This is a genomic window from Paenibacillus qinlingensis (genome assembly GCF_031455095.1).
GTDB lineage: Bacteria > Bacillota > Bacilli > Paenibacillales > NBRC-103111 > Paenibacillus_E > Paenibacillus_E qinlingensis_A.
On sequence record NZ_JAVDSB010000009.1, the window covers coordinates 228,109 to 254,327 of the forward strand.

The 26,219-nt window shown below is 45.8% G+C and carries 22 protein-coding genes and 1 pseudogene; 15 read left to right on the plus strand and 8 right to left on the minus strand.

What is annotated here, in order from left to right:
- Nucleotides 1–2 precede the first annotated feature (2 nt).
- Nucleotides 3–437, minus strand: coding sequence for a methylglyoxal synthase (locus J2736_RS22050; protein ID WP_310500755.1), 435 nt, complete (start codon nt 435–437; stop codon nt 3–5).
- A 241-nt stretch (nt 438–678) separates the two neighbouring features.
- Between J2736_RS22050 and J2736_RS22055 the strand changes: the two genes are divergently transcribed.
- Entirely contained in the window at nt 679–1,314 is a 636-nt protein-coding gene (locus J2736_RS22055) for an SLOG family protein (RefSeq protein ID WP_310500756.1), read from the plus strand.
- Between the two features lie 2,685 nt (nt 1,315–3,999).
- The gene (locus J2736_RS22060) at nt 4,000–6,819 is read left to right on the plus strand and encodes an S-layer homology domain-containing protein (RefSeq protein WP_310500757.1); all 2,820 of its coding nucleotides are present in this window, start codon (nt 4,000–4,002) and stop codon (nt 6,817–6,819) included.
- Nucleotides 6,820–7,058: 239 nt separating this feature from the next.
- Here the strand turns inward: J2736_RS22060 and J2736_RS22065 are convergent, their stop codons facing one another.
- The 5 genes and pseudogenes from J2736_RS22065 to J2736_RS22085 all read right to left on the minus strand — a co-directional run bounded on the left by J2736_RS22065 (nt 7,059) and on the right by J2736_RS22085 (nt 10,329).
- Nucleotides 7,059–7,355, minus strand: a complete 297-nt coding sequence (locus tag J2736_RS22065; RefSeq protein WP_310500758.1) for a DUF5316 family protein — start codon at nt 7,353–7,355, stop codon at nt 7,059–7,061.
- A gap of 34 nt (nt 7,356–7,389) precedes the next feature.
- A pseudogene (locus J2736_RS22070) lies at nt 7,390–7,771 on the minus strand (NUDIX hydrolase).
- A 19-nt stretch (nt 7,772–7,790) separates the two neighbouring features.
- Nucleotides 7,791–8,348: a class I SAM-dependent methyltransferase gene (locus J2736_RS22075; RefSeq protein WP_310500759.1), complete on the minus strand. Its 558-nt coding sequence runs from the start codon at nt 8,346–8,348 to the stop codon at nt 7,791–7,793.
- Nucleotides 8,349–8,727: 379 nt separating this feature from the next.
- Entirely contained in the window at nt 8,728–9,816 is a 1,089-nt protein-coding gene (locus J2736_RS22080) for an L-dopachrome tautomerase-related protein (RefSeq protein WP_310500760.1), read from the minus strand.
- 222 nt (nt 9,817–10,038) lie between these two features.
- Complete coding sequence (locus J2736_RS22085) at nt 10,039–10,329, minus strand: hypothetical protein (RefSeq protein ID WP_310500761.1); 291 nt, start codon at nt 10,327–10,329, stop codon at nt 10,039–10,041.
- Nucleotides 10,330–10,520: 191 nt separating this feature from the next.
- Here J2736_RS22085 and J2736_RS22090 point away from each other — a divergent pair, with 191 nt between their 5' ends.
- From J2736_RS22090 to J2736_RS22135, 10 genes are all read left to right on the plus strand, one after another.
- Nucleotides 10,521–10,763, plus strand: a complete 243-nt coding sequence (locus tag J2736_RS22090; RefSeq protein ID WP_171644152.1) for a spore gernimation protein GerQ — start codon at nt 10,521–10,523, stop codon at nt 10,761–10,763.
- Nucleotides 10,764–10,775: 12 nt separating this feature from the next.
- Nucleotides 10,776–11,162 (plus strand): spore coat protein, encoded by a 387-nt coding sequence (locus tag J2736_RS22095; protein ID WP_310500762.1) that lies wholly within the window; start codon nt 10,776–10,778, stop codon nt 11,160–11,162.
- The gene (locus tag J2736_RS22100; RefSeq protein ID WP_310500763.1) at nt 11,159–12,295 is read left to right on the plus strand and encodes a zinc-dependent alcohol dehydrogenase; all 1,137 of its coding nucleotides are present in this window, start codon (nt 11,159–11,161) and stop codon (nt 12,293–12,295) included. The genes J2736_RS22095 and J2736_RS22100 overlap by 4 nt, the downstream gene beginning before the upstream one ends.
- Before the next feature lie 31 nt (nt 12,296–12,326).
- Nucleotides 12,327–12,527, plus strand: coding sequence for a hypothetical protein (locus J2736_RS22105; RefSeq protein ID WP_310500764.1), 201 nt, complete (start codon nt 12,327–12,329; stop codon nt 12,525–12,527).
- 10 nt (nt 12,528–12,537) lie between these two features.
- On the plus strand, nt 12,538–12,834 hold the full coding sequence (locus J2736_RS22110; protein ID WP_310500765.1) for a spore coat protein: 297 nt from the start codon (nt 12,538–12,540) through the stop codon (nt 12,832–12,834).
- Between the two features lie 666 nt (nt 12,835–13,500).
- Nucleotides 13,501–15,570 (plus strand): bifunctional aldolase/short-chain dehydrogenase, encoded by a 2,070-nt coding sequence (locus J2736_RS22115; RefSeq protein WP_310500766.1) that lies wholly within the window; start codon nt 13,501–13,503, stop codon nt 15,568–15,570.
- Nucleotides 15,571–15,596: 26 nt separating this feature from the next.
- On the plus strand, nt 15,597–16,817 hold the full coding sequence (gene rhaI / locus J2736_RS22120) for an L-rhamnose isomerase (RefSeq protein ID WP_310500767.1): 1,221 nt from the start codon (nt 15,597–15,599) through the stop codon (nt 16,815–16,817).
- The gene (gene rhaB / locus J2736_RS22125) at nt 16,811–18,313 is read left to right on the plus strand and encodes a rhamnulokinase (RefSeq protein WP_310500795.1); all 1,503 of its coding nucleotides are present in this window, start codon (nt 16,811–16,813) and stop codon (nt 18,311–18,313) included. Before rhaI ends, rhaB begins: the two co-directional genes overlap by 7 nt.
- A 9-nt stretch (nt 18,314–18,322) precedes the next feature.
- Nucleotides 18,323–19,084 (plus strand): DeoR/GlpR family DNA-binding transcription regulator, encoded by a 762-nt coding sequence (locus J2736_RS22130; RefSeq protein WP_310500768.1) that lies wholly within the window; start codon nt 18,323–18,325, stop codon nt 19,082–19,084.
- 152 nt (nt 19,085–19,236) lie between these two features.
- Nucleotides 19,237–19,734, plus strand: a complete 498-nt coding sequence (locus J2736_RS22135) for a metallophosphoesterase family protein (protein WP_310500769.1) — start codon at nt 19,237–19,239, stop codon at nt 19,732–19,734.
- A gap of 79 nt (nt 19,735–19,813) precedes the next feature.
- Here the strand turns inward: J2736_RS22135 and J2736_RS22140 are convergent, their stop codons facing one another.
- On the minus strand, nt 19,814–20,686 hold the full coding sequence (locus J2736_RS22140) for an aldo/keto reductase (RefSeq protein ID WP_397341317.1): 873 nt from the start codon (nt 20,684–20,686) through the stop codon (nt 19,814–19,816).
- 359 nt (nt 20,687–21,045) lie between these two features.
- On the opposite strand from J2736_RS22140, the gene motA reads away from it, so the two are divergent.
- Nucleotides 21,046–21,843 (plus strand): flagellar motor stator protein MotA, encoded by a 798-nt coding sequence (gene motA / locus J2736_RS22145; protein WP_310500771.1) that lies wholly within the window; start codon nt 21,046–21,048, stop codon nt 21,841–21,843.
- Entirely contained in the window at nt 21,840–22,646 is an 807-nt protein-coding gene (gene motB, locus J2736_RS22150; RefSeq protein WP_310500772.1) for a flagellar motor protein MotB, read from the plus strand. The genes motA and motB overlap by 4 nt, the downstream gene beginning before the upstream one ends.
- Nucleotides 22,647–22,718: 72 nt before the next feature.
- On the opposite strand, the gene J2736_RS22155 is transcribed toward motB, so the two are convergent.
- Nucleotides 22,719–24,608: a methyl-accepting chemotaxis protein gene (locus tag J2736_RS22155; RefSeq protein WP_310500773.1), complete on the minus strand. Its 1,890-nt coding sequence runs from the start codon at nt 24,606–24,608 to the stop codon at nt 22,719–22,721.
- A 259-nt stretch (nt 24,609–24,867) separates the two neighbouring features.
- Between J2736_RS22155 and J2736_RS22160 the strand changes: the two genes are divergently transcribed.
- Nucleotides 24,868–25,788, plus strand: a complete 921-nt coding sequence (locus J2736_RS22160) for a phosphate ABC transporter substrate-binding protein (RefSeq protein ID WP_310500774.1) — start codon at nt 24,868–24,870, stop codon at nt 25,786–25,788.
- Nucleotides 25,789–26,219 lie beyond the last annotated feature (431 nt).

Consider the following 26,219-nt stretch of genomic DNA (forward strand, 5'->3'; position numbering starts at 1 on the left):
CATTATTTGTGTTCCGTACCATTAAGTCGTGGTGAGTCATATTTTCGAATTTCTTCACGCCAAGAGAGGAAGCCGCTTTCCATGGCTCTGATCAGCATTTCTGCTGTACCTAGATTAGTAGCGAGTGGGATTTGTTGAACATCACAAAGGCGAAGGAGTGCAGTAATATCGGGTTCGTGTCCTAACGCTGAGATGGGATCGCGAAAAAAGATAAGCAAATCAATATCATCCATCGCAATCATAGCCCCGATTTGCTGGTCTCCACCGAATGGACCTGAGCGCAAACGAATGACATCGAGCTTGGCGCTCTCACTAATTCTTCTGCCTGTAGTGCCCGTTGCATAAAGCTTGTGTTTTTGAAAAATATGCTTATAAGCAATGACAAAGTCCACGAGTAAGTTTTTGTAAACATCATGAGCAACAAGTGCAATATTCATTTTTTCTCGCTCCTTATGTTATATTACATAACATTTAATTAGGTGTTGAATACAGATTAACTTAATTTTCCGTGAAATTCAATCATTATTTTGAAAAATTCAGTCAATTATTCATAATTTTATTGTGAAAAGTGATTATTATGTCATATTAACTAACATTAATTTTATTCAGAGGACGGAATCTTTCTTAATAGTTCTTTCTATGCTAACCTTTTAGGATAATCAACAAGGGGTGAGTTCCTTGAAACGAGTACTTATTACGGGATATAAAGCAAATGAGCTGGGCATATTTTCGCTAAAGCATCCTGGCATTGCCATAATCAAAAAAGCAATTCAAAAACGACTCATTGCTTTGTTGGATGATGGGCTTGAGTGGGTCGTCGTCTCTGGCCAATGGGGCGTAGAGCTCTGGGCAGCAGAAGCTGTGCTTGAATTGAGAGAGAGCACGCATCCCGAGCTTAAGCTAGCTGTCATTACACCATTTCTAGAGCAGGAGGAGAAGTGGAGCGATGATAAAAAAGGCTGCTATGCGAATGTCATGCAGCGTGCAAATTACGTGAACAGTGTAACGAAGACCAAATATGAGGGACCTTGGCAATTCAAAGAACGAGACAAGTTTCTATTACGCAATTCAGATGGTATTTTGCTTGTCTATGATGAAGAGACAGAAGGTTCACCGAAATTTATGAAGCTGCAAGTAGCTCAAATCGCAGCCAACCATACATATCCGATTATGACGATCAACGCTTTTGATTTGCAAAATGTAGCCGAGGATGAACAGGGGGATTATCCTGGCGACATGCAGGATGACCTGCCAGGTGACTCGGGCAGTACCGGAAGCGGGGGAGATAAGTGGCATTATGATGATGACATCTAGGCTGACTGACTTCCGAAAAGAAGGACCTCCAAGCATACCTTCGTGCATAATAGGTACTTCACAAACGTCGAATCAACGTCCCATACACCATAGGAACTCAACTAAGATCAAGCACTAGCTGAGACGGATATTTGGTGCTGATGTTTTGAGAAAATAAAGTATTAGACTGACCTAAGAATTGAAACAGCAGCAGCCATGGACGAGAAAATAAAGTCCTAGACTGCTGCTGTTTTATTTGAACTAACGTTATCCGTCAGCTTACTCAAATGTTTTTCTACGTTTCCTCTATTTAACCATGTTTCCCTCTATTTAACCATGTATTCCTAATTGTTGCGTATCGGCGATAACCGACGAGTAGTGCATATGTCTTGCAAAAAAACGAAAACAAACACAACAATATCGTAAATTTTTTCAAGCCCAAAAAATTATCTATCGTATATAATGAAATTTGAAAACGCATTCATTGGAACTGAAGGAATGTTCTTTCAAAAGAATCAATCACAGTAGGGTTGGAATTATGAAAATAATTCAAGAAGATCTTATTTATTATTATGGAGAAGGGGGAGTAGCATGCAAAAAAGGAATATTTTTAATATGCCGATTAGTTTTCTGATTACATTAACACTTGTTTTTCAGGCTTTCGGCGGTATGGTTTTACCCGGTACAACTGCCCGGGCAGCTGGTACGGATATCTACTCGACTTCGGCGAACCAAACGCTCGACCCGAGCGATCCTTTGGATGTGGTACTCACAAAGCCGTACAGAGGCTCGACGGTAACTAAATCGGGAACCACGGGCACCATTACTATTGAACTGCCTTACGGCACGTTCTATCAGATGCTGCACCCAGTTGTCGATGCAGGCTCGAATGTTAAGGTTTATGAGAGCAGCGGCGCTGAAATCGTCAGTCTCACCGGCATAAACAATGGTGATTACGAGCTGGGGCTAAAAGATTCGCAAGGGAATAGAGTGGTGCCGGGCTGGACCGGTGGAACATATTTCCTAGACGTTACAAATGGTGAAAACACAAGGAGATACACAATCGCCGTAACCATACAGGCAATATCAGATTTTAAAATAACCCGAAGTTTACAAGGCGGGGGAACCGAGGCTGTAAATAAGCCGGGTGAGTTGGTCGCACCGATGAACATCCGCGCGAACGAGCACGGCATGGACACTTGGGGCTCCACTTATATCGGCTATGGGGACACCGGCTTGAACTCCATTGAAGGGCCGATGAGGCCGTCCTCATACAGCGGGAAGAACTGGTACGAATCGTTCTGGGGGCCGGATATCTACGTACATACGGCGAACGACATCAATAAATTCAAGCCCGCCGGCATTTCGAACGGTCTGCCCAAGGATGGCAGAGAGATTCCGCTCCAGTGGTACGGCGATAACATGTACGTGCAGACGATTGCCAAGGACAATTCCGACGGCAGGATTGACGCCTATGGGGTGGACGTAAAATACGACGGCACGATGACCGCGAACGGCAAAATCTCTGGGTTTGACAAACTCCAGTCGGATATCATCCGTATCCACAAGTTTGACGCGCCCGTCAACGCGCCCGGGCGTGAGGACGGCGACCGCGGCGCAGCCAGCAGCACGACCCAGCGGCTGGAGATGAAAACCAACTACAAACCGGAAAACGTCGTCGCTAACGACGGTCCAGGAACGTTATCAACCCATTTCTGGCGGTTGCTGGTTCCCTCGGAAACCGTAAAGCGGCAGAAATCGGTCGGTAGCAACAGCATAGGAACCTGGTCTCCCAACAACTATGGTTTTATCTATCAGATTAAGGAGGCCAAGGGCAACGCGAACGGATCCCCGACTGTAGATATTGGGCTTAGAGCAAACGGCACCTTGACATTTGGACATACTCGCAACAATTCGACGCCGAGCGGCATGCAATCCGCTGGGGGGGGAGACACTGGCACACTCCTTACTCTTGCCAGTGACAAATTCGTTGACCGCTGGATCGATATCGAGTTGACAACCGAAACGGCGGATTTCGGGCATCTCTACGTAAGGGTAACAGATACGGATACAGGCGCGCTGCTCGGGGAGGGAACGCTTAATGAAGCCGATCTGTTAAGGCGCAACATAGAGCTACAGCTACCTACACCCCTACCAGCCCCTGCCCCCGGGCCTATATACAGGGAAGGGAACTACAATACCCTGAAGGATGATCAGGGTCGCAACGTCAATTTCGGGCGTTCCAAGTGGGGCATTTACGGCGCATTCCCTGCCACTGGCGTTGGCCGCGAAGAGTGGCAGCCATCGACGATTTATATGGCGGACATGACAATCATCAAGCGAGACCGTGATACATATGTGTTCCCGAACGGTTATAAGCCGACCGACAGGGACAGCAACCTGCGCATCATGGGCTGGGAGCATCAAAACCAGATGAAAGTGCCTTTGGGCACCAAGCTTACAGACCTGACGCTGAAAGCCAAACTGGACGTCACCTTATCCAACGGCTTTACAGTTAAAGTACCTGTCAAGTGGGATACATCCGGCTACAGACCGACCGTCCCGGGCACCTACAAGATTTTAGGCGAGTTGCAGCCCCCGGACGGTATCACAATACCCGCCGCCCCTGACAATTATTACCCCAATTATTACAAGCCGTACTTTGAAATCAACAACTCCACGGTGCATGACTGGGGCAAATCTGTTATGGGTGCGGATATCAAAATTGTTTCTCATAACGATGAGTCCCGGAAGGAGAACGTCCTTGAGGAAGACCGCACCGCCATGACCACTTCGGAAGGGTACGCGTTCTTCCAAAGCGGCTCGTCGTTTGAATTGAACGCAGGCAGGACCCCTTGGCGCTATTGGGTTGCCTTGGATTTGGGCCGGCAGATTGATATTTCACGCATAGAAATAGAATTTGGAACGATGGGCTCTCCTGGGCGCTCAAGGAACAGCTCCGCCTGGTGGACGAACGACACGGCGGCCTATGAGTCGCTTATAGAATCCTACAACAATTTCTATAACCCGCTAGACCCGGTGCTCGCGGCCGGGCAACCGGAGCCGGATCGCCAGTATTATCAGGCTAACAACTGGCCAACGAAGAATCCTTTAGGCGTGGAGAATTTGATGGGGTACAGCGGTCCATGGAATTACTTTAAAGGCAGCGGGCGCCAGCCTTCTAGCGTCAATAGCCAAGGTACATCCGCCACATCAAACTGGAATCCATTAACCCAAGCGGCGTTAAAAGGCGGGACTCTCGGAACCAACTACACGCTTGGGCGCAGGGCAACCGACGTCCTCGCCAACAACAGCGGGCAGCCGATTACCGCGCGGTATGTGATGGTCGTAAACGAGCTTAACTTCTTCTCGCCGGTCACCGGGGCGCCTGGGTCAATAGCCGGTTCTTCACCGGGCCCGATGCAGTTTGTGGACTTCGCCGTCATTGGCGAGCTGCATGACGATCTCACAGATTTGATGGGGCTGGAGACGCTGACGGTCGGTGGCGCGCCGGTTACAGGGTTCAATCCCGGCACCAAGAACTACACGGTGGATGTGGCGGCGAATTATCCAATCCCGCCAGTAGCGGCGACGCTCAGCCCGGCTTCGATAGCTGCTGGCGCAGTGATCGACATTATTCAAGCTACCGACGTCGAAGATACCGCAGTCGTGCGGATAAGTCGCACAGGCGGGAAAGACGTGTTTTATCTTGTTAAGCTTAATAAAACGACACAGCCTGATGCGACACCGGCTCCGACGGGCTTATCCGCACAAGCGGGCGATGCGCAGGTCAGCTTGTCGTGGGATACGGTGACCGGAGCAACCTACACATACAACGTGAAGCGCAGCTTGTTGCCAACCGGGCCATTCAGCACCATCGCGTCCAGCGTGACACAGGCGACCTACACCGATAAGTCAGTTGCGAACGGAACAACCTACTACTATGTAGTTACCGCTCTGAACCAAGGACAGGAGAGCGCGAACTCGGCCATAGAGAGTGCGAAACCGGAAGCTCCGATCGTCGTACCGCCGGCCCCGGTGGGCTTAACCGCGCAAGCGGGTAACGCGCAGGTCGGCTTGTCGTGGAACACGGTGACCGGAGCGACCTACACGTACAACGTGAAGCGCAGCTTGACAGAAAGCGGTCCGTTCACGATTGTAGCAACGAACGTGACCGGTTCCAGCTTCACGGATAATAGTGTGGCGAATGGCACTACTTACTATTATGTTGTATCTGCGGTAAACGCAGGCGTTGAAAGCGCGAATTCTTCTGTAGTTGTCGCAGTGATTCCTTCTTACACAAGCAGCACGGGCTCTTCGGGAGGCACGCCGAACGACTCGGGCAAAAACGAACAGAAGGTAACAACTATCAGTCCGGCAGAATGGCAAAAAGCGATGGATGCGTCGAAATCGGATACCAATACTCCGAAGATCAAAGTAGAAGCTTCGGGCACGGAAAACTCTGCGCAAGTTCAGTTGACCGCCTCTTTACTTGCCGACGCGCAGTCTAAATTGCCGACAGCGATTCTCTCGGTGCATTTTGATACTGTCACTTACGACTTGCCGATCAAAGCGCTGAACTTGGACGCAATCGCTAACTCGCTCGGAGCTGCGGTTAAAGACATTAAGATCAATGTGCAGATTGAGAAAGTTACTGGTACGACCGCAACGGCCATTGAGAATAAAGTAAAGCAAGCGGGCTTGACCCCGCTTACCGGAGCCCTGGCATTTAACATTACTGCGGAAGCGGGCAATAAGACGATAAGTGTCAATGAGTTCGGGACGATCTATGTGTCAAGAAGCATCGTCATCGGTAAGTCCGTCGATGACAGCAAAGCAACTGCTGTCATGTATAATCCGGTAACCGGAGAAATGGGCTTCGTACCGGCCGTCTTCTCCGGAAGCGGAACGAATACGCAGGTTACGATTCAACGTCCTGGCAATAGTATCTACATGGTGGTGGATTCCAATAAAACATTCACCGACCTTGACGGACACTGGGCAAAAGTTGATGTGGAACTGCTAGCCTCGAAATTGTTGATTCAAGGCATCACGGATACCGACTTCGCACCGAACAATCAGATTACCCGTGCCGAATTTGCCGCATTATTGGTCCGCGCAATGGGGCTATCTGAGGATAGCGAATCCAAATTCTCGGATGTCAAATCGACCGACTGGTTCGCCGGCTCAGTAAATGCGGCAGCCAAAGCCGGATTGATCAACGGTTTTGAAGGAGGCGTCTTTAAACCGGCTTCCTACATCACCCGCGAGCAAATGGCTGTGATGATTTCCCGGTCACTGAGCCTCGCAGGCAAACATCCTGAAGGGGATGTCAAAGGACTTCTTACCTTTGCGGATAGCCAAATGATCGGAACATGGGCTAAAGATGCTGTATCACAATCCGTTAACGCCAAAATCATCAATGGGATGACAGACCAGACCTTTGCGCCAAACGAAAATTCAAGCCGTGCGCAAGCGGCGGTCATGTTGAAGCGTTTGCTGCAATACACAGGATTTATAAATTAATCGATGTATACCTTCGAGAACAGGGGTGGGCTTCCCCTGTTCTTTTTTTTCCGTTTCAATGAAAATAACATACAATAAATGTCACTTAACTTGAAATTTGTTGATATATATCGAAGTATGAAGCATTGACGGAGATGTTTATTTTCGAAACATCACAGCTTATTGATAAGCTAGAAATTTCCATTCTGATCATCTAGAAGGTGTATTGAGCTATAGTTCACCGTTACCTTAGTCGATTTTCAAATAAAGTACTTAAGATATCCCCAAAGAATTAAAATCGGGATAGCTGCAAGAAAACATGCTATAGAGATACTGTCCCGTTGCTTTTTATCATTGTTGGATTCAGTACTATCATTAGCTCGTTGGCGGTCACCTGATATCAGTGAGCCACTTGTAAGAATTGTAGTGATAATTAGGATTAAACCAATGCCGCCCGATATTCGTTGACTAATACCATTGTTTAGAAATAATGACAAAATAAAAATGATTAAGGCAATAATGAGTCCACTTATAAGAGATAGTTTAGCTAATCTCAAGTTTAAACGCCTCCTGTAAGCCTTTATTTTTATTTTACCACATATTGGAACTATTCTGCCCATTGTCAGGTAACTCATCAAGTGCAAAAAACGAATTTTGCTGAGATTCTGCGTTTTGTTTAATGAATTCGCCTTCGAATTCATTACATGTGAAAAGGAATTGTACCATTGAAACTTGGTCTCCATTAGAAAAGGTTTTATCATACTTTGAACCCGAATAGACTCCAAATAACTCAAGTTTCCCTAAAATCAAACCGGTTTCCTCAAAGACCTCTCTCCTAGCAGTATCTTGAACTGTTTCTCCTAGCTCCATAAACCCTCCTGGGAGTCCCCAGTTCTCGTTATCCGAACCCAGAAACCACCATAATAACTTTCTCATGTCCAACCATAGATCTCACATGTTTAATGTAATCCATTATTACCCTCCATTTAATTTCAGAGTACGGGTTTAAATGCATCTACAATTAATGAAACAAAACCCAAATGTCCATTTCGATTCCGATGATCGAATCTCTTAGATCGATAAATAAAGCCCTTTGATTCATTCCAGTACTTATAATAAAACTCCCCATTCTCATCACAATATTCGAGCAACTGAACCTGAAAACCAGCGGATTCAAACATATACTTAAGTGTTTTATAAGTATGAACAATTTTGTGAGAAACTGCAGGATGATCTTTTGGTCCCGGGCCTCCTATTTGAACTATATTTTGATAATCCTCATTAGGAAAGAAAGCATCAGGAACAGCACAACGAATATACCCTCCTGGTTTTAAATATTCATTACAAATTTTCGCTGCTTGAATTCCTTCATCAAATGTAAGGTGCTCCCACACATGTTCAGCTAGAATTGCTTCAATGGAGTTAGGTGAGAATTTTCGATCCCAAGTATCCTTTATTAATAAATTTAGTTCATTTTCTTGCGTGTGCATCCATCCCGGATTATTGTTGGTTCCTCCTGATCCTACAACTACTCTTATTTCTTGAAGCATTTCATTCACTTCCTTTTTTTTCTAAATTATAAGTGGAATGGAGCTACCATCAAATGGAATTTTGTTATTTTTAGATGGAGTTTTATAACCATATTCCGCAAGCTATTTCAATAAAAAAGGAACAGCTGCCGGCCGAGGCAAACTGCTCCTGTATTTTAACTAAGGTGTCCTGATCGAAGAAATATGAAAGGTTAGTCCATTTCATTGATGGAGTTGACGAGTTAATTGTTCGGAGACCCCTGTTCGTACTTCATTCTTTCGGTTGGTGTTTCCGTGCCTGTAACGGCTATCATTTTAGTATTTGGCGAGGACTTACAGAAGCTGGTCATTACATACATTTTCAATTCAAATAGAGTCAACTTTGAAAGTGAAATATTTATCAAAAGGTAGGAGCAGGTGGTTCGTCTATTTTCATACGGATTAAACTATAAGGCTTCTCCCGCAGGTCATTACCATAATGAAACCTTGACTGTCGATGTAATTGGTTCACGATGAAGTATAGGTATTGATCTGGACCAATAGAAAAAGTATCCGGCCATAAAATTCTCGGATCATGTGCGACTGTTTCCATTATTCCATTCGGCAATATCTTTCGAATACTATTATTTTCATAGTCTCCAGCGTAAACGTTTCCTTTTGCATCGGTGATCATTCCATCTGATGCACCTTTTTCTCCCCAATACTTCACGTGATATTGTAAATTCATATCCGGTATCGTACGATTTCTTAGGATTTCCGTTGAAATCGAGTATAGATGACGGCTGGAGAGAGGACAAAAATACAACATCTTGCCGTCCGGGGAAATCGATATACCATCGGATGCCAATCTAAAGGGTGAAGTAAATCCGTCTTTGTTTCGATTCATCAGGATTCTCCCTTCAACTTTCGGTAAGAAAAAGAGATCGGGCGAAGTTGAATTTGCTCCGTTTAACCGTCTCCAGGCATAGCCCGTTTCTAAATCAACGACAATAATGGCTCCTGGTCCTCGGGAAGACGAATCCGTTATATAAGCATAACCAGCTTTACCAACACGAAAATCAAATCGGACATCATTCAGATAAGTGGTTGGCAGGACAACATCATCCGTAAATGTATACACACTTCTTATGGCATTTAAATTTAAATCTACAGCGACTAACTTCGCCCCCCCTTTGATGGGTTCAGAGAAATTAGGAGCCCCCGTATCCAGTACCCAAAGCGTCCCCTTTCCATCAGCAACGACACTTTGGACACTAATGAAGGACGTTGTGATATTCGATGGGCTTACCACATTAGCTTCTAAACTAGGATATGGCTGTAATGTATTGTGAACGATTTCAGCCACCGTAAATTCAACGTCGTCTCCCCATTTCGGAAAGCAAATGAAAATTCGCCCGGTTTCAGAAACAGTTACGCCAGTAGGCATGGCTCCGTAAAATAAAAAAACTGCCTCAAACTTACCAAAATACGTTTCACTCGGTAACATCATATGTAAAAAATCCTCCTCAACAGGTTCAAATTGCTATAACCTATTTATATGACTGAATGTGAGTGTCTATAACGATAACGAGTTTACGGTGTTGTAACGGCCAGAAATAGAAGAAGCCTTCAATTCCACTTAAATAATGGTTTTGAAGGCTCCATTTTGTTGAGCTTTTTAAGTGTGAGGGCAAAAAAACAAAAATGACTTTTGGGACAGCCCCTTCGCTTATCATGATTCGCTGTGCTGATCCGGCAGACTTAATGCATTTGCCGAAGTTTGCGCTTGATCTAAAAATTCCTCTGCTTGGGTCAATTTCTGGCGGGCCGTCTCCAAAGCTTGTGAATTTGTTGCCGCATTAGATTCACTTATCGAACTTATCGCCTGATTTAAAGCCATTTTCGCCTCAGAAACCGCGTTAGATGCATGCTGCTCAAGCGTATTGCCGCTCGAGTGAAGTGCACCTTCTGCCGGTTTTCTTGCATTTTCGGTTGCTAGATCAATTTTGTTTTCATTGGGCAAGGTAAGTCCTCCTTCCTAGAGCAAAATCATATTAACTTAAACAGAAATAAGTATGTGGTTGAGATGTTGTTTATATTCTTACGACTGCATGGGAATATTCGGACCCCACATTTCCGGCAATTAATTTTAGAATAAGATCCGATGCGTAGGTAAATCTAACTTTGATGAAAAAAGGAGGGGATAATTTCTCAATGAATACACCAACGCTAGCGCCGCACGAATCGATGGAACTGCATGAAGCTTTAAACTTTAAAACGCTCTGCCTCGCTAAGTCAAAACTAATGCAAGGCTTGGTCTTTGACCAAGAGCTAAAAGCGTTAATGCAGAAAGACGTAATTCAATCCACACAACAGATCGCCGAGCTGCAAGCAATCTACGCAAGAGCTCCTTTCCAAGCGCCTGTTCCGAACAGCCCTACACCTATTACACATTAAAGGGGAACAAAAATGAATACCGATTATCAAGACCCGATCAATTCATTAAATATGCCGGAAATGGCAGATATGACTTTTGCAATGGACTTCCTTCTTCGTGCCAAAGAGGGTGTGCGAAATTTGTCCATCGCCCTGACGGAAACAGCTTCTCCGGACGTAAGAGCGCTGCTACGCAATCATCTTAAGCAAGGGATTGCAATGCACCAAGAAATCACGGAGCTCATGATTCGCAAAAAATGGTTTCATCCTTACGAGCTGAACGAACAGTACCAACTCGACCAGCTTTCGGCGAAAAATACGGTGATGATCGGGCAGATGAATTTGTTCCCGGGTGATACGTCGCGTAAAGGGATGTTTGATCGGACCCCAGATGAACATATTGGAGGAAATAAAGCATGAAGGCGGTAACTTATCAAGGGATTAAAAATGTCGTGGTCAAAGAGGTGCCGGATCCGAAGATCGAGAAACCGGACGATATGATCGTAAGGGTTACCAGTTCCGCCATTTGCGGCTCGGACCTTCACCTGATTCACGGGATGATCCCTAACCTTCAAGAGAACTATGTCATTGGACATGAACCGATGGGGATCGTAGAAGAAGTAGGCCCTGGAGTGACCAAGGTAAAGAAAGGCGACCGTGTGATCATCCCTTTCAACATCGCATGCGGAGAATGCTTTTATTGTAAGAATCAGTTGGAAAGCCAATGCGACAACTCAAACGAACATGGGGATATGGGCGCATATTTCGGCTACTCCGGAACGACCGGTGGTTATCCTGGGGGGCAAGCCGAGTACTTACGAGTTCCGTTTGCTAATTTCACCCACTTCAAGATTCCTGAAAACTGCGAGCAACCAGATGAAAAGCTAAGCTTAATCGCCGATACCATGACGACGGCGTTCTGGAGCGTAGATAATGCCGGCGTCAAGAATGGAGATACGGTCATCGTGCTCGGCTGCGGTCCGATCGGACTTCTGGCCCAGAAGTTCTGCTGGCTGAAGGGAGCAAAGCGGGTCATCGCCGTTGACTATGTCGATTACCGCTTACAGCATGCGAAGCGAACAAACAATGTTGAAATTGTAAACTTTGAACAAGATAAGAATATCGGCAACAATCTCAAGGAAATGACCAAAGGCGGCGCCGATGTCGTGATTGATGCAGTAGGAATGGACGGCAAGATGAGCGATCTCGAATTTCTAGCCAGCGGTTTGAAACTGCAAGGCGGCACCATGAGCGCATTTGTCATTGCCTCTCAGGCTGTTCGCAAAGGCGGGACCATCCAAGTCACTGGGGTATACGGCGGACGCTATAACGGATTCCCGTTCGGCGACATCATGCAGCGTAACGTGAATATCCGTTCCGGACAAGCTCCGGTCATTCATTATATGCCGTATATGTACGAGTTGGTTGCGTCGGGTAAAGTGGACCCTGGAGACATTGTTACGCACGTCATTCCGCTCAGCGAGGCTAAGCGGGGCTATGAAGTGTTCGATACGAAGACGGACGATTGCATCAAAGTCGTCTTAAAACCTTGAATATGGTTGATTAAATGGGAGGACAATCCAAATGAATTCCAATTACGCCTTGCATGAGATGCTGGAGGTTCATGAAATGGCAGCGTTCAAGACCGTTTGCATGACCAAATCCAAAACCATGCAAGCTCTGGTAACCGACCCGCAGCTCATACAAATTTTGCAGCAAGACGTGCAATTATCACAGCAGCAGCTTCAGGAGCTCGGTGGAGTGCTGTCTAAAGTGACCCTATAGGAGATAAAACATGAACAATATAATAGAACACATGACAGGGCTTCATACGCTAACCGATGAAGTTATCGCAATGGATTTTCTGATAAACGCCAAGAGCGGAGTCAGAAACTACGCCATGGCCGTAACCGAATGTGCCACCCCCGAAATCAAGCAAATTATGATGAAACAGCTCGACGAAGCTATAGACTCCCATGAAAAGATAACAAACTACATGATTCAACGGGGCCTATACCATCCTTACCATATTCCTGAGCAAACTCAGCTCGATCTGAAAAATATTCAGACCGCTATGAACATCCCGTCCTGACAACGTATATCGCTCCGACTAAACGCGCAAAACCACCATGGTTCAGGCGCGTTTTTTGATTTTAGCCGAAGACTTTAGAGAATCAAATGTTAACCGTGTCATAACAAGCGTTCCTTCATTTGTTTTGCTTCGATTGTCATCGCCACGCACTCTGAGGATCTTTGCTCTAACGTCTACCCTTCTCTATAGGCATTCTTATGTTGCCAATCTTTGCAGATATCGACGTCTGATCTGTGATTTTTAAAATTACTCAAGCCCCGCGGCATTCTGTAGAATTAATTGAACTATCCTGCCCGTCCGCAGTCTAATACTTTTTTTTCAGTCTAAAACTCTATTTTCTCCAGACAGCTGAGCCTGTAATTATCAACGTCTCAGCGCGAACTTGGTTCTGATGTTCAACTAGAGCATTCTAGTGTAAAGAAAACCCACACATTCACAGATTAGCACAGCAAAGATTATCATTTTCGCTCTATTTCATTGAAATTTTCTCCTCCTAATCAAGTTGATTCCTTCATTTTCATAACACATCAACAGAAATATCTGTGTTTTTATCTTTCAAAAACAAACGTAAAAATAATTATTCAAAAATAAACAAAGATGTGTTACGATGAAACCATCAAAAACAAACACATACACATGGGATGTAAAACTTAGGAGGGTACTTAAATGGTTGCGAATTTATGGGAAGCTTCAAAGGCGAATGCAGTATCGAAAGGCGTAGAGGAAATTGTCTATCGTTCTAATCTATTAGGTACAGATCGTGCTGTTTGTAACTGGGGCGGCGGCAATACTTCTTACAAAACAATCGAGAAAGATTTCCGTGGTCGCGATGTTGAAGTCATGTGGGTAAAAGGTTCCGGTTCGGACCTTGGAACAATGAAAGCAAAGAATTTCACAGGTCTTCGTATGGAAGATATTCGTCCATTGATCGAGCGTGACGAAATGTCGGACGAAGAAATGGTTGCTTACCTTGCGAATTGTATGATCGATAGCAAGCACCCGCGTGCGTCCATTGAGACGCTTTTGCATGCTTTCTTACCATTCAAAAACGTTGACCACACGCATCCAGATGCGATTATCTCGCTCTGCTGCGCACACAATGGACGTGAGCTAGCGAAAGAGATTTACGGCGACCGTTTCGTGTGGGTACCTTATGTACGTCCTGGGTTTACACTTTCCAAAATGATCGCAGACGGCGTTCGCAACAATCCAAAGGCAGAGCTTGTCCTTATGGAGAAACATGGTCTAGTTACTTGGGGCGAAACGTCCGAAGAAAGCTACGCGAAAACAATTGACGTTATTAATGAAGCAGCTAGCTTCATCGAAGCTCGCGTGAATGAAGCGAACCTATATGGCGGTTCCAAATACGAATCCCTTAGCGTGGAAGCTCGCAACGAATTACTGGCTCAAGTTCTTCCAGTCGTTCGCGGTGCGGTAAGCAACGAGAAGCGAATGATCCTCACCATTGATAGTGCAGACGATGTACTTCAATTCGTAAATAGCCGTGATGCAGCGACGCTATCCCAAGTAGGTGCAGCTTGCCCGGATCATCTGGTTCATACGAAAATGAAGCCACTCTATATCGATTGGAATCCGACAAATGGCGACGCAGAAAGCTTGACAGAAGCTTTGAAAGCCGGAATTGAAGCTTACAAAGAAGAGTACAAAGCCTATTTTGACCGTAACAAAAATGAAGGTGACGTTATCAATGAAGCAGCTCCGCGTGTTATTCTTATTCCAGGAATCGGGATGATTAACACAGGCAAAAGCTGGGCAATGGCACAAATCAGCGGCGCGCTTTACCACCGTGCAATTTCCGTTATGAGAGGCGCTACGGCACTTGGAACGTTCGTATCCCTAAGTGAAAATGAGTCATTCAATGTCGAGTACTGGCCTCTTGAACTTTATAAATTAACACTCGCTCCAGCAGAAGCTGAATTCTCTCGTCAAGTGGCTTTCATCACAGGTGGTGCAGGCGGAATCGGAAGCGTAACGGCTCGTCAATTCCTGAAAGATGGCGCACACGTAGTGCTTGCTGACTTAAACCTTGAAGGCGCTCAGAAACTTGCAGCAGAACTGAACGAACAATATGGCGAAAACAGAGCGATTGCTGTTCGCATGGACGTTACAAAAGAAGAAGAAGTAGAAGCAGCGTTCCGCGAATCGATCCTTAGCTATGGCGGTATTGATATCATCGTGAACAATGCGGGTCTTGCGACTTCCAGTCCTTTTGACGAAACATCGCTTAAAGAGTGGAACTTGAACATGAACGTGCTTAGCACGGGGTATTTCCTAGTTGCTAGAGAAGCATTTAAAATTATGAAAACACAAAAAGTCGGCGGCAGCATGGTATTCGTTGGCTCCAAAAACTCCGTATTTGCTGGTAAAAATGCTTCCGCATATTCAACAGCTAAAGCAGCTGAGATTCACTTGGCTCGTTGTATCGCGGCAGAAGGCGGCGAATTCGGAATTCGCGTGAACTCGGTATTGCCAGATGCGATCCTTCAAGGATCAGCGATTTGGAACTCCAACTGGCGCAATGAGCGTGCAGCTGCTTACGGAATCGAACCGGATCAACTAGAAGAGCACTACCGCAAAAGAACGACGCTGCTTGTAAACATTTTCCCAAAAGATGTGGCAGAAGCTATCGTGTACTTCGCATCATCCAAAGCAGCTAAAACAACAGGTTGCATGATTACTGTTGATGGTGGCGTACCTGCTGCCTTCACACGCTAATTCAACTAATAGGAGGCAACAAACCGATGAGCGACAAAGCCTACGCATTATTCGAAGAGCAACAAGCCCTGAGAGGCATTGATATAGCAGCAGTCAAAGCGAAGCTGAAAGCGATAAAAGTTGAGACGCCATCATGGGGCTACGGGGATTCAGGAACACGCTTCAAAGTTTATCAACAAACAGGCGTACCGCGTAATCCCTTTGAGAAATTCGAAGATGCTGCGCAAGTGCACAAACTGACGGGTATTTGCCCGTCGGTTGCGATCCACATCCCATGGGATAAAGTGGACGACTACGCGAAGCTGAAGCAGCATGCATCTGATCTAGGCGTTTCCATTGGTGCGGTGAACCCGAACCTTTTCCAAGAAGATGATTACATCTTCGGAAGTGTGACGAACTCGAATGCAGCAATTCGCCGCAAAGCGACGGACCACTTGCTAGAATGCGTTGATATCGCCAAAACAGTAGGTTCCGACGTGTTGAGCTTGTGGTTTGCTGACGGTTCCAACTACCCAGGACAAGTGGACATTCGCGCTCGTAAAACCTGGATGTATGAGTCACTGAAAGAAATGTACAACGCGATGTCACCTAGCATGCGTATGTTAATTGAATACAAGTTCTATGAGCCTGCGTTTTATCACACGGATCTTGCTGACTGGGGTATGGCGTTCAACCTAGCGAACAAATTGGGTCCACAAGCTGAAGTACTTGTAGATACAGGACATCACCCGCAAGGGACGAATATCGAGCACATTGTAACTTATTTGTTGGATGAAAATAAATTAGGCGGTTTCCACTTCAACTCCCGTAAATATGGGGATGACGATCTTATCGTGGGATCTGTAAATCCGTATGAATTATTCTTGATTTTCTACCAAATCATTGATGCTGCTAACGACAAGAACCCGCAAATTCGTCAAGCTGCTGATAATATTGCGTACATGATCGACCAAAGTCATAACATTGAGCGTAAAATCCCTGCGATGCTGCGTTCCGTACTTAACGTACAAACGCAATATGCGAAAGCGCTTCTGATCAACCTTGAAGAAGTTCGTGCTGCACAGGAGAACCAAGATGTTCTTGGAGCTGAGGATGCGGTTCGTAAAGCATTCGAATTCGATGTAACGCCTTTACTTCAAGCTGTTCGTGAAGAAATCGGCGTGCCGGTTGACCCAATGAAAGCTTACTTAGCAAGCGGCTATGACGAAAAAATCAATGCGCGTGGCAAAGGCGGTGCAAGCTGGTGAGTACACCATCGACAGTTCTAGCCTTTGATTTGGGAGCAAGCAGCGGCAGAGCGATCGTCGGACGCCTTGATTCTGAAACGGGCCGGATCACGATCGAGGAAATTCACCGCTTCTCCAATGATCCAGTGCAGGTGGGCAACCATCTGCATTGGGACATTTTGCGGTTGCTTCATGAGCTGAAGCAGGGCATTTTACAAACGAAGCATTTAGGCTACTCTCAGATCGAAAGCTTAGCGATTGATTCGTGGGCGGTTGATTTTGGACTGCTTGCTGCTAACGGCGAGCTATTGGGGAATCCTTACCACTATCGGGATCACCAAACGGATGGCATCATGGAAAAGGTGATAAGCGAAGTTGGTCGCGAAAAACTGTATGCGCTAACAGGGCTGCAGTTTTTGCAATTCAACTCGATATTCCAGCTGTATGCACTCCAAAAAAACAATCCGGATTTGTTAAGCCGAGCGGATACTTTCCTGATGATTCCAGACCTGTTGCGTTACTTCCTGACAGGTGAGAAACATAGTGAATTCACCAATGCAACGACGACTCAGCTCTTGAATGCGACCAGCTTGACGTGGGAAACATCCCTCCTTAGTCAGTTTGGCCTTCCAGAACAGATTTTCTTGCCTCCAGTCGCTTCAGGGACACGAGTTGGATCACTGAGCACAGCGGTTTGTGAGGAACTGGATGTTCCTTCCATTCCTGTCATCGCCGTTGGCGAGCATGATACAGCGTCAGCCGTTGTTGCCGTTCCAGCGCTTGATGAGGACTTCGCTTTCTTAAGCTGCGGGACGTGGTCATTGCTGGGGACTGAAACGGCGAAGCCTGTACTCACGGAACAAGCTTTAGCGTGGAACTTCACGAATGAAGGCGGCGTGTACGGAACAAATCGCTTATTGAAGAACATCATGGGGCTATGGCTCATTCAAGAATGTAAGCGGACGTGGGAAAAAGAAGGCAAAACAGCCAGCTTCGCAGAGCTTGTGAAGCAAGCGGAGGCCGTACAACCTTTCCAATTCTTCATCGATCCGGATGATGATATGTTCCTTAACCCTGCTCATATGCCCAAGCAAATTCAGCAGTATTGTCGTGACACCGGGCAGACTGTGCCACAGACCGATGGTGAAATCGTGCGCTGCATCCTGGAAAGCTTAGCGCTGAAGTATCGCTTTATCTTAGAGCGAACAGAGCAGCTTTCAGGCAAGACATATCGCGGCCTTCATATCGTTGGCGGCGGCATTCAGAATGAGCTGCTTTGTCAGTTCACGGCGAGTGCGATACAGCGTGAAGTGTGGGCGGGGCCGGTAGAGGGTAGTGCCTTAGGAAACCTTGTAGTACAATGGATAGCACTAGGGTATATCGCGAATTTACGCGAAGCCAGGAAGCTGATTCGAAATTCGTTCCCAGTCAAGACGTATCATCCAGAGGATGGCGCGAGTTGGCAGGCGGCGTATACAGCGTTTTGTGATGTGGCCTCCCGATCGACGGTGAAATGAGGGGTAACGATGCTGGTAGCAGAAAGATGGCAGAGAATCGTTCAATTGGTTAATGAAAGAGGAAGCATTCGTGTAACTGAGCTGAGTGAACTGTGCCAAGTAACGGAAGAAACCATTCGACGTGACTTGGATCGCTTAGAAGCCGAAGGCAAGCTCATGCGCAGCCATGGCGGTGCGGTGAGTGTGAAGGAGGCGCAGACCGAAGTTCCTTTCATGGAGCGGGAGACGGCTCACGCGGATTTTAAGAATAGCATTGCAAAGGAAGCTATCTCACATATTCAAGAAGGAGACCGCATCATTCTGGATGCGAGTACGACGGCTTGGTATATGGCGAAAATGATTCCGGACATGGCGATTACCATCATCACCAATTCGATGAAGGTTGCACTTGAAGTAAGCGGCAAAGAGAAAATTCAAGTCATCTCCACCGGCGGCTTGCTTTCTCCAAAGTCATTATCCTACGTAGGACCATTATCGGAGCGATCCTTGGATATGTACCATGCGCACAAGCTGTTCCTTTCCTGCAAAGGGGTCCATGTGCAGCGCGGTATTAGCGAATCGAATGAGCTCCAAGCGTTGATTAAGCGCAAAATGATTAGCATCGCAGATGAAACCTATCTGCTAGCTGACCATAGTAAATTCGGTACGCAAGCTTTAACACAAGTGGCGGGTTGGTCAGAGATTCAGCATGTCCTTACAGATCGACTCACGAGCAAGGAAGCGCTAGATCGGATTCGAGACAAAGGCGTGCAAGTCCGCCAATTGGATTAGCAACGTATGCGCGAGCAGCCGACCCATGTATCGTGGGGCGGCTGTTGGTATGTCTGACACATGAAACTGTCATGCACTTAGTTGCATTTCTTCTCCTTCCTGACTAGTATATCTTTAATGACTAGTAAATAGTGGAAGAGGGGGAAAAGGGGATGCGAATAGGCGTAATAGCAGATACACATTTATCTTACCGTGCCACGAAGCTGCCCAATGCTCTGATTGCAGGCTTAGAGGGAGTAGATCTCATCATTCATGCAGGTGATTGGGTCAGTGAGCATGTCATCGATCTTGTCGAGCAGATTGCACCTTGTGAATCGGTAGCTGGTAACAATGATGGTGATGATATTGTGGAGAGGTTCGGGAAGAAGAAACTACTAACCTTCGGTAATTTCCGCATTGGACTTATTCATGGAGACGGTTTCCGGAAAACGACAGAAGAAAGAGCGCGTGAGGCGTTCGAGGCTGATCGGCCGGAGATGATTATTTTCGGACACTCGCACATCCCATTTCTACAAAATGTGCAAGGGACAATCATGTTCAACCCAGGTTCGCCTACCGATAAAAGAAGGCAGCCCCGCTATTCGTATGGCATTCTTCAATTAGGTGAGCAGTGGAAGGCGGAGCATTTCTTCTTTGATTCCAAAGAGTAGTCGACGGTGACACTAGCGTTTCCCAGCAATAAACAAAAGCCCGAGAGGCTCATATGAGCTTATCGGGCTTTCACTGTTTCTAACGGACGTACCACTCACCAGACACCCAATCCGTCGATTTCCACTTCAGCACATCAGGATTAGCCAGGTGCATAATTTCCTTCAGGAAATCGAGTTGCTCCAGATCACTCATCGGCTCGAAGTTTTTCGCTATCGCTAGGTTCTGCTCGAGTTGTTCCATAGACTCCATACCTACGATGGCTGTAGAAATCGGCAATGACAATGTGTAGCGTAAAGCTTTCTCATACCAAGGTGCCAGTCTTCCCAGCGCCATGACTTTCATGCCGATGACCGCAATTCCCTTCTCATTGGCTTTTGGAAGAAACTCATGAGCGAAGCTATAGACAAGGTGATCAGCGGCTGAGAGCGCGACAAGTGCGCTATCGAACGGATAGCGGTCAATCGCTTCCAACTGAACTTGTGGATTCGTATGACCACTGATCGAGATATGCTTGATCATGCCTTGTTCCTTCGCTTGGATCAAGGCTTCAAGTGCGCCTCCCTTGGCAAAGCATTGCTCCAGCTCTTCCATTTTCATAATGTTATGTAGACGCCACTCCTCGACGTGATCCGTCTGCAGACGTTTCAAGCTGTCTTCAAGAAGTCGCAAAGAACCGTCCCGTGTTCGGTCATTGGTCTTGGTTGCAATCCATACCTCGTCCCTGCGCTTATGCAGGGCTAGTGCTTTACCTAACCGTTCTTCGGATTGCCCTTTCGAATAGCTAGGTGCTGTGTCGTAGTAAGTAATTCCTTCATCGATTGCACGATTCACGATTTGAATCGCTTGTTCCTCTGTACAGTTATGTTCATCTACAATGCGTTGGGCGCCAAAGCTTAATAAGGGGACATGGGCTCCCGTCGAACCAAAAGGTCTTTTCTCCAATCCAATCATTCCTCCTACACTGGGATGCTGAAGTTGTACGAATCTATCGTTCCCAAAATGAATACCAAGACATACCAATTTTACTACACTTGTGTAGATTTACATAAGAGAGCGAAACAAGCAGGAATCCAAGGGATCCTCATCTAACTTAAATAAGACAGAATGTTCGTCAAGATTCGACCCAAATAGATCGAATTTATGAACGAGTGGGTCTTTAGACCTATCATTTTACGAAAAAGGATTGTGGTAATTCGCAATAAAACTTATTATGAAGGTATACCGTCATTTTTTGTCGAAATTTTGGTAATTCAGGTTGAAATACATAGATGGAATGACATAAAATCAAATACTTAAAGAGGTGCATGAAGATGGAGAAATCATCAATTATTGGTATTGTGTTGGCTGCAATATCTATTGGCTTGGGTATGGTATTAAAAGGTGCAAGTCTTGCTGCTTTATTGAATCCTGCGGCTGCTTTAATCATTTTCGGAGGAACAGCTTCTGCGCTGTTCATAGCCTTCTCACTGGATGAGATCAAGAAAATCCCGGCATTATTAAAGATCATTTTTACAGAACAGAAGTTAATGCCAAAAAAGGAACTGATCGAGACGTTCATTAACTGGGTGAGCATTACGCGTCGGGAGGGATTACTTTCTCTGGAGAAACAGGCCGAGGAGCTCTCTGATCCTTTTATGAAAAGTGGTATGCGACTGATTATCGATGGGAATGACCCTGACTTTGTGCGTGATGTACTTCTAGAAGATATTGCTGAGATGGAAGTGAGACATAAAAAATTTGCGAGCATTTTTACACAAGCAGGTACTTATGCGCCTACATTAGGGGTACTTGGTGCCGTTGTTGGACTTATTGCTGCTCTTGGTAACTTAAGTGAAATTGAGAAATTAGGACACTTGATCTCGGCGGCGTTCGTTGCTACCATGTTTGGTATTTTCTTAGGTTATGTTGTGTTCCACCCCTTTGCAAACAAACTGAAGCAGAAGTCCAAGAAAGAGGTGGAAATCAAACTTATGGTGGTTGAGGGCTTGCTTTCTATTCAATCTGGCGTTTCCGCGAATTCAGTGAAGCAAAAAATGATGATTTTCGTTCCGAATAAAGACCGCGAGGACTATGAAGAAGGCACGAAGGAGGGGTCATCTGGACAGTGAGTAAAAAAAAGAAGCACGATGATCATGAGGAACATATCGATGAAACCTGGCTCATTCCCTATGCGGACTTATTAACTTTATTACTTGCCCTTTTTATTATCCTATTTGCTTCAACACAAGTGGATCAGAAGAAATATGACGCGATCATGCGTTCATTAAACAGTGCCTTTAACGGGGGGGAAGCGCCCTTCGCGATGTCAAACTTAATTCCTATTGATAATCCTGCAAATTCTCCGAAAAATGATAATAAGAGCCAGAATCCACCTGCAAATGAAGAGAGTAAAACCGAAAGTCAACTAGCTGCTAAACTCCAGAAAGAAGAGAAGGATCTCAAAGAATTAAAAGAAAGTATGGATGCTTTCATTAAAGAAAACAAGATGAGTGAGCAGCTAACGACGAAGCTGGATAATGAGAAGCTCACGATTACGATTAGTGATAAGGCTTTGTTCGATTCCGGTTCTGCGACGATTAAGCAAGAGTCTCAAAAGCTGGCGACGTCCATGTCGAATCTGTTGGGAGAATACCCTGGCTATCAGGTAGAGGTGGCTGGACACACGGATAATATTCCTATTCACCGGGCAGATTTTGAAACGAATTGGGATTTAAGTGCCAAGCGTGCTGTGAACTTTATGAAAATATTACTCGTTAACACGAAGATTCAGCCTGCGTCTTATTCCTCAGTAGGTTATGGCGAGTACCGTCCGATTGCTGACAACGCGACAACCGATGGCCGGGCTAAGAACCGTCGAGTGGAAGTAAGCATTCTGCGTAACATCAAAGCAACCGATGAGATAGCGAAATAAAGCGATCCTGCGTACATATTGAGTAAACAAAAAGCCGAAATCCCATAGGGACTTCGGCTTTTTGGTATCAAGTTATTTGATGCCGCTCAGTTCTTTCTTGGTTTGTAGCGAATCAGTAAGCTGTTCAAATACAGGCTCTCTATGTAGTTCTTCTTCGATCGCAACAATTTGTTCCACGATTTGTTCCACGATACGTCCGTCATCGCTAGGGATAACAATGGACTCATCCATAGCAGTGACTTCCACAATTTGAAATTTACTAATTTCTGCAAAAAGCTGCTGAGCCAACTCCAGTATATCATCCGATTCTTCGGCGATACGACGAATCGAAGCGTCCTGTTGAATGCTGGTAGAGTTTACTTCTTCTACGCCTGCTGCTGTCTCCTGCGCAATAGCGGCAACGAACTGGACGGAATCGACCAGGTGATCGTTTTTGGATTGGGCTTGTTCGATTTTCTGATGGATCTGCACGATCTGCTCACGGATGACTAGCGTCGATTGCTCAATTCTGCTGAAGGAGCCGAAGGTTTCCTCCACATGGCTGCTTTGCGTTAACGCAGATTCCCGCGCATCGACAAGCGAAAGCTGCAGCTCTTGGATCTGCCCCTGCAGCGTCCCAATGATGCCACTGATCGTCTTCGACGATCCGTTCGTTTGCAGGGACAGCTCGCGCACTTCGTCCGCGATCACGGAGAAGCCGCGGCCATGCGCGCCGGCCCTAGCCGCTTCGATCGCGGCATTCAACGCTAGGACATTCGTCTGCGTTGAAATATCCATAATCGAGCGCACGATGGCGCCGATCTGTTTCGAGCTGGCGCTTAGCGTCTGCATCGCCGCATCCACCTTCTGCAGCAGGAGCTGCGACTGTGCAGTCGATGCTTTCAGCGCCTGCACGGATGCGGTGCCCTGCTGCGCATCTACCGCAGCTTCGTCGCTGCTGCGTTTCATTTCATGCGTATACGCGCTGATATCGCGTATCTCATCTTCCAGCTCGGCAATAAGCAGCGAGCTTCTCTCGGTTTTCATGGCTTGTTCATCCGCGCCAGTAGAAATCTCATGAATCGCTTTGAGAATATCCGTATTTGCGGAAGCTGTCATCTGGGAGAAGCGATGAAATTCATGCGAATGGGCAGATAACGAAGAAGCGATGCCTTTTGTTGCTCCTAACATGAGCCTAACCTGTTTAATCATCTGATCAAAGCTATTACTTAATTGTCCTAACTCATCTTTAGCTGAGGAATTAATGGTGTGAGTTAAATCACCGGATGCAATGCGAGCGACTGCTTTTTGCAAAGCCGAGATCGGACGTGTGAACGACGTGATAATGAGAAATGCAATCAGCATAGTCAGGAAAAAGACAACGCCCGAAGCTGCTAACATAATCGTGCGGCTATCATTAAGTGCCTTGGACGAGCTGGCAATTGCTTGCGCTGCGCCGTCCGCATAAGTGATATAAAACTTATCGACTAACCCGAAGATATTATCTTTCAGCTCTTGCGATTCATTGTATAGATACAACAGGTTAATATCGAGATCAGTTGGTTTCATAGTGGTATCCTGAACCATTTTGGCTGCAGTATCAAAATTGTTTATGTAATCTACGGAGGCTTGAATTAACTGACTTCGCCACTTCTGCTGATCAGCGGTGCTGGCGGTGTCGCCAATTTTTTGAATAGCATCATTGTAAGGCTTGCGTTTACTATTGTACTTCTCAATAAATTCCGGTTTCTTCGATATTTCAAGTCCAGAAGCAATGATGTTCATCTCTTGAACCAAATTCTTAAGCTCCAATGCCATGACTTTAAGATCAACTTTATCATTCTGCTCGATCATATGCTGCTTAATTTGCGTCACCTGATGAAGATTGAATAGGGCAATAGCTAAGAAAATGAGTAATACGCCGCTGAAGCTTGTGATCAATTTTGCCCGCATGGAGAAGTTGGCTAACATCAATCGAACCATATGTATACCTCCTATAAATAGACAAGCTTAGACAATATACGTCTAATTACTTATTAATATAGGGGGCTTCTATTAACTAAAGCGTCGAAATATGTAAACCATTTGTAAATTAAAAGTTTTACATTACGTTTACGTTTCACGGGTTTGTAATTTACATTCGCTTGTTACCATATGGAAGTAAGGTCGTTCAACACACAGGAAGATGGGGATCGAGCTTAACCAAATCCAGCACATACATTCAAAGGAGGACATGTTAACTATGTTTAACTTCATGTCGAAAAAAGGAATTACATTTACACTATCCGCGGTATTAATGATGGGGACTTTGGTTGGTTGCGGCGCAAAAACAGAGACAAACAATGCAGCGGCAACAACAGCACCAACAACAGCAGCAACTGCTTCAGCAAAACCGAGCGAAACACCAAAAACAGATTTGAGCGGTACAGTAACAGCTTCTGGTTCCAGCGCACTTCTTCCATTGGTTAAACAAGCAGCAACAGAGTTCATGGAAAAGAATCCTAAAGTAACTATTAACGTTACGGCTGGTGGTTCAGGTACAGGAATTAAAAACGTAGCTGACGGAACTTCCGACATCGGTAACTCCGACGTTGAGCCTGCTGCAGAATATAAAGATAAAGGTCTTGTTGATCACCAAGTAGCAATCGCGCCTTTCGCACTAATCGTTAACAAAGACGTTAAAGTAGATAGCCTAACTAAAGCACAAGCTGCTGATATTTACATGGGTAAAATTACGAACTGGAAAGAAGTTGGCGGCAATGACGCGAAAATCGTTCTTGTTCACCGTCCAGATAGCTCAGGTTCCCGTACACTAGTTAAACAAATTATTTTGGATAACAAAGATTTCACAAAAGACGGTATTACACAAGAGAACAGTGGAGCTATGAAAACAGCGGTTGTTGGTCAATCCGGTTCCATTGGTTACGTGGATACACCTTACATCGATGACACTGTAAAAGCGTTGAAACTTGATGGCGTAGCTTTCACAGAAGATAACATCAAAAACGGCACTTACAAATTGTTCGGTGTTGAGCACATGTACACAAAAGGTGAAGCAAAAGGTGCTGCTAAAGCATTTATCGACTACATCTCCAGCAAAGAGTTCCAAGCTAAACAAGTTCGTGAGTTAAAGTTCTTACCAGCTGATTTGTTGAAAAAATAAGGATTAGACGAAGAGCGACTGCATAATGATGCAGCGCTCTTTTTTTGTTCGGGGAGTTGGGCTCTGCGCTGTAGGCGTTGTTAGTTCGGCAAGATGTGGTGGGGACGGGAGATACTCGAATTTATCGAGTAACAGCACGCAGAAGAGCTGCTAGAGCCCCGAGATACACGAAAAATTCGAGTGACAGCTCGCAGAAGAGCTGCTTGAGCACCGAGATACACGAAAAATTCGAGTAACAGCTCACCCAAGCGCTGCAAGAGCACCGAGATACACGAAAAATTCGAGTAACAGCTCTCCCAAGAGCTGCTAGAGCACTGAGATACACGAAAAATTCGAGTAACAGCTCACCTAAGCGCTGCTAGAACCCCGAGATACACGAAAAATTCGAGTAACAGCTCACCCAAGAGCTGCTAGAGCCCCGAGATACACGA